Genomic DNA, 4,142 nt, shown 5'->3' with positions numbered 1-4,142 from the left:
ATCCACACACGCTGCTGACGCAGGCGCGCACCACATGGCCATTCACCTCAATCTCGCAGGCGCCACAGCTTCCGTAAAGACAGCCCGTGGGAATGGTGTGACCCAGCATCTGGGCTGCCGTCAGCCAGGGGGTGCCCACCGCAATGGATACGGGATCCCCATCATCCCAGCACACGGGAACCTGCTCAGGGGTTGAGGATGGGGACATGACGATTCGTGCAACAAGGGTTCCAGATTGACATCTTCCGCCAGGGCGTCGGCAAGGCGATCCAGGAGCCGATCCCGCTGGGCGGCATGGTGGGGAACGGCCGTGGGCAAGGGGGGCAAGCCGCGACGGCTCCGTAGCCGGTTGAGCCAGTGGCGACGCCATGGTCCCGCCTCCAGACAGCCGTGCAGGTAGGTGCCCACCACCCGGCCGCAGGGGCTCACCCAGCCCAGGCCGGGTTGGGTGTACAGCGACTGCGCACCATGGATCGGCGCAGTTGTCCGGCCATGGTGGAGTTCAAAACCCGTGCAGGGTTGACCGGGTTGGGGCCATGTGGTGGTGGCGGTCCACTGACGTTGCACCTTGCCGGGCTCAAACGTGGTTACCAGGGGCAGCAGCCCCAGCCCCCCCATGTCCCCTGGCGTCTCCGCTTCCAGACCACGGGGATCATGGAGCCGTTGCCCCAGCATCTGCAAGCCGCCACAGATGGCCAGCACCGCCCCACCGGCGGCCACGTACCGTTGCAGGCGTTCATCCATCCGGGCGGCCTGCATTGCCTTGAGATCCGCCATGGTTTGCTTGCTGCCGGGCAGCAGCACCGCGTCGTACTGATCCACAGTGTCGGTGGGCAGCAGCCAATCCAGTTGGACCGTGGCTTCCGCAGCGAGGGGATCCATGTCGGAAAAGTTGCTGATGGATGGCAGACGCAGCACAGCCAGACGCAACTCGGCCCTGGGCTTACGGGCTTGGCGCTCCAGGAGATCCAGGGAGTCTTCCGGCGGGAACCGTTCCCCCAGCCAGGGGAGAACACCCAACACCGGCAGGCCGGTGCGCTGCTCCAGCCAGACGCGGCCCTCGTCAAACAAACTGCGCTGGCCACGGAAGCGATTGATCAGCAAGCCCGCCATCAGGGAGCGCTCCACAGGCCGCAACAGTTGGAGTGTGCCGATAATCTGGGCAAAGACCCCACCCCGCTCAATATCAGCCACCAGAACACAACGGGCCCGTAAAAACTGGGCCAGCCGCAGGTTGGTCAGATCCCGTGCTTGCAGGTTCACCTCCACCGGACTGCCAGCCCCCTCCAGCACAAGCCGTCCTTGCTGTTTCCGACAGACGTCCAGCCCTCGGCGAATGGCCAGCCAACCGGGCCGGAACCAGTCCCGGTAGTAATCCTCCGCCCGGCTGACTCCCGCCGAGCGCCCCAGATGAATCACCTCGCTGCTGCCATCTCCCTGGGGTTTCAGCAACACCGGATTCATGGCTGCGCAAGGGGTCAGCCCAGCGGCCCAGGCCTGCATGGCCTGGGCATAGGCCATCTCGCCCCCGTCTTCATCCACGTAGCCGTTGAGGCTCATGTTCTGCCCCTTGAAGGGGACCGGCTGCTCCCCACGGCGCCGCAACAGGCGACATAGTCCTGCCGTGACGAGGGACTTGCCCACTCCGCTGCTGGTCCCCAGAACCATGATGGGGGGCGGGGATAGGGCAGTCACGACCAGATGCTGAGCCAGCGACGCAACCCGTTGAGCCAGCGTTCCTGCAACGAGACCGGGGGGCGGCTCTGCTCCGGCCAGGCGGCCACCACCCGACGGCCCAGGGGAGTGAGCCGCACCCGATCCGTCAACCCCTGGCCGTCCACCTCCCGGCGCAGCAGACCCACCCGCAGCAGCCAACGCACCAGTTGATCCGCTTGAGCTTCACTCAAGGGTCTGGTGGTGAAGGGGGAATCCGAAGCGCAAAGCTCGGCCAAACCCACAGCCCCCTCCTGCAGGGCGGCAAAACAGCGGCGGCGCAAGGGGCTACAGCGGGCAGCGCGGTCGGCGCGCCGGGCCGCCTGCCTCTCAATGGCGAGATCCATGGCCACAGGAATGGACAATCTCAGAGCGGCTAGCGCTCACGTGTGATGTCCCCATTGTCTCAAAAACCGTTTCCATTGATTCTGGCCTCGGCCTCCCCCTCACGGCGCCGTCTGCTGGAGCAGGCCCGCATCCCCTGCCGGGTGAAGGTTAGTGGTTTTGATGAAGATCGTCTCCCCAGAACGATGGAGCCGGGTCGGCTGGTCACCGCCCTGGCCCGGGGAAAAGCCGGAGCCGTTCTGGAGCGCTTGCCCCATCCGGGACCTTTGGTGCTGGGGTGTGACTCCGTATTGGTGTTCGGGGGCGCCGTTCAAGGCAAGCCCACGTCCGCAGAGGAGGCCATCCAGCGTTGGCGAGCCATGGCCGGCAAGCAGGGTGCGCTGTACACGGGTCACTGCCTTCTCGATAGTGGTGGGGAGCGATCCTGCCATGGTGACGTGGTGACCCGGATACGGTTTGCCCCGGTGGACGATGGCGCCATCCAGCACTATGTGGCCACGGGTGAGCCTCTGGGTTGTGCTGGCGCCTTTGCCCTGGAGGGGCGCGGTGGCCTGCTGATTGACGCCATTGAGGGCTGTGCCTCAAACGTGATGGGGTTGAGCCTGCCTTGGCTACGGCATCATTTGGTGGAGTGGGGTTTCAGTCTGGCTGCGCTGTGGTCACTGGACGCAAACGGCAAAAAAGCCCCCTGAACGGGGGCTGTGGTTTGCTGAAGGGATCTTGGCCACGGGCGAAAGGCTAGTCCAGATCAGGCATGGCCAGAACCGGTTCAGCCTCCCGGTCGATGCCCTTCTCAAAGCCGGCCGCGGCGGCTCTGGCGCGCCCGGCATGCCAGAGGTGACCCACCAGGAAGAAGAAGGCCAGAATAAACTGGGCTCCACCCAGCCATTGGCGCAGGTTCACGTAGTTCACCGCATTGGGCTCGGTGATGATGCCGCCCACGGAGTTGATGGAGGCGTTGGGGGCATGGGTCATGTACTCCGCTGCACGACGCACCTGCCAGGGTTGAATGTCGTTCTGCAGCTTCTCCAGGCTGAGGCCGTTGGGACCCCGCAGAGGTTCCAGCCATGGACCACGGAAATCCCAGAAGCGCATGGTCTCGCCGCCAAAGATGATCTCACCTGTGGGGGAGCGCATCAGATACTTGCCCAGGCCGGTGGGACCCATGGCCGAACCAATGTTGGCGCCCAGGCGCTGGTCCCGCACCAGGAAGGTGAAGGATTGGGACTGGGAGGCTTCAGCGTTGGTGGGACCCCAGAACTCGGACGGATAAGCGGTGTTGTTGAACCAGATGAACGTGGAGGCAATGAAGCTCATCAGGCTCAAGGCCCCCAGGCTGTAACTCAGGTAGGCTTCACCGTTCCAGATGAAGGCCCGGCGCACCCAGCCAAAGGGCTTGGTGAGCACATGCCAGATGCCGCCAAAGATGCAGGTGATCCCCAGCCAGATGTGGCCACCGATAATGTCCTCCATGTTGTCCACCCCGACAATCCAGCCCTGGCCCCCCCATGGGGAACGGGCCAGATAGCCGAAGATGACCGCAGGGTTCAGAGTTGGATTGGTGATCAACCGCACATCTCCACCTCCGGGGGCCCAGGTGTCGTACACGCCACCAAAGAACATGGCCTTGAAGACCAGCAGGAGGCAGCCCACCCCCAGGAGAATCAGGTGATAGCCAATGATGTTGGTCATCTGATTCTTGTCGCGCCAGTCCTGGGAAAAGAAGACCGAATAGTTCTCCAGGATGTCAGGACCCCGCAGGGCATGGTAGAGGCCGCCGATGCCCAGGACGGCCGAGGACACCAGATGCAGCACGCCCACCACAAAGAACGGGTAGAGACTGGTCACCTCGCCGCCGGGCCCAACCCCGTAGCCCAGGAGGGCCACATGGGGAAAACAGAGGAAGCCCTGCTCGTACACGGGCTTGTCGGCGGTATAATGACTCACCTCGAAGAGCATCATGGCCCCGGCCCAGAAGACCATCAGGCCAGCGTGGGCAACATGGGCGCCCAGGAGGCGACCGGAAAGATTGATGAGGCGGGCGTTTCCAGCCCACCAAGCGTAGCCGGTGGAGTCCTGGTCCA

5 protein-coding genes are annotated in these 4,142 nt (G+C 64.1%); 1 reads left to right on the top strand and 4 read right to left on the bottom strand.

The window, feature by feature from the left end; all coding sequences use genetic code 11:
* The 3 genes from BG35_RS10840 to BG35_RS0107195 all read right to left on the bottom strand — a co-directional run.
* A partial coding sequence (locus BG35_RS10840; protein WP_034417747.1) for a 2Fe-2S iron-sulfur cluster-binding protein occupies positions 1–208 on the bottom strand: 208 nt, incomplete at its 3' end.
* Positions 121–1,668, bottom strand: a complete 1,548-nt coding sequence (locus BG35_RS0107200; RefSeq protein WP_025782300.1) for a cobyric acid synthase — start codon at positions 1,666–1,668, stop codon at positions 121–123. The genes BG35_RS10840 and BG35_RS0107200, both read right to left, overlap by 88 nt.
* A 23-nt stretch (positions 1,669–1,691) precedes the next feature.
* Entirely contained in the window at positions 1,692–2,060 is a 369-nt protein-coding gene (locus BG35_RS0107195) for an Npun_F0494 family protein (protein WP_034417740.1), read from the bottom strand.
* 75 nt (positions 2,061–2,135) lie between these two features.
* On the opposite strand from BG35_RS0107195, the gene BG35_RS0107190 reads away from it, so the two are divergent.
* Positions 2,136–2,750: a nucleoside triphosphate pyrophosphatase gene (locus tag BG35_RS0107190; protein WP_373276976.1), complete on the top strand. Its 615-nt coding sequence runs from the start codon at positions 2,136–2,138 to the stop codon at positions 2,748–2,750.
* Between the two features lie 46 nt (positions 2,751–2,796).
* Here the strand turns inward: BG35_RS0107190 and psbC are convergent.
* A partial coding sequence (psbC, locus tag BG35_RS0107185; protein WP_025782297.1) for a photosystem II reaction center protein CP43 occupies positions 2,797–4,142 on the bottom strand: 1,346 nt, incomplete at its 5' end.

The sequence above is a fragment of the Candidatus Synechococcus spongiarum SH4 genome, assembly GCF_000586015.1.
Lineage (GTDB): Bacteria > Cyanobacteriota > Cyanobacteriia > PCC-6307 > Cyanobiaceae > Synechococcus_B > Synechococcus_B spongiarum_F.
The sequence above is the reverse complement of the archived record's forward strand: the minus strand, read 5'-3'. Positions and strand labels throughout refer to the sequence as shown.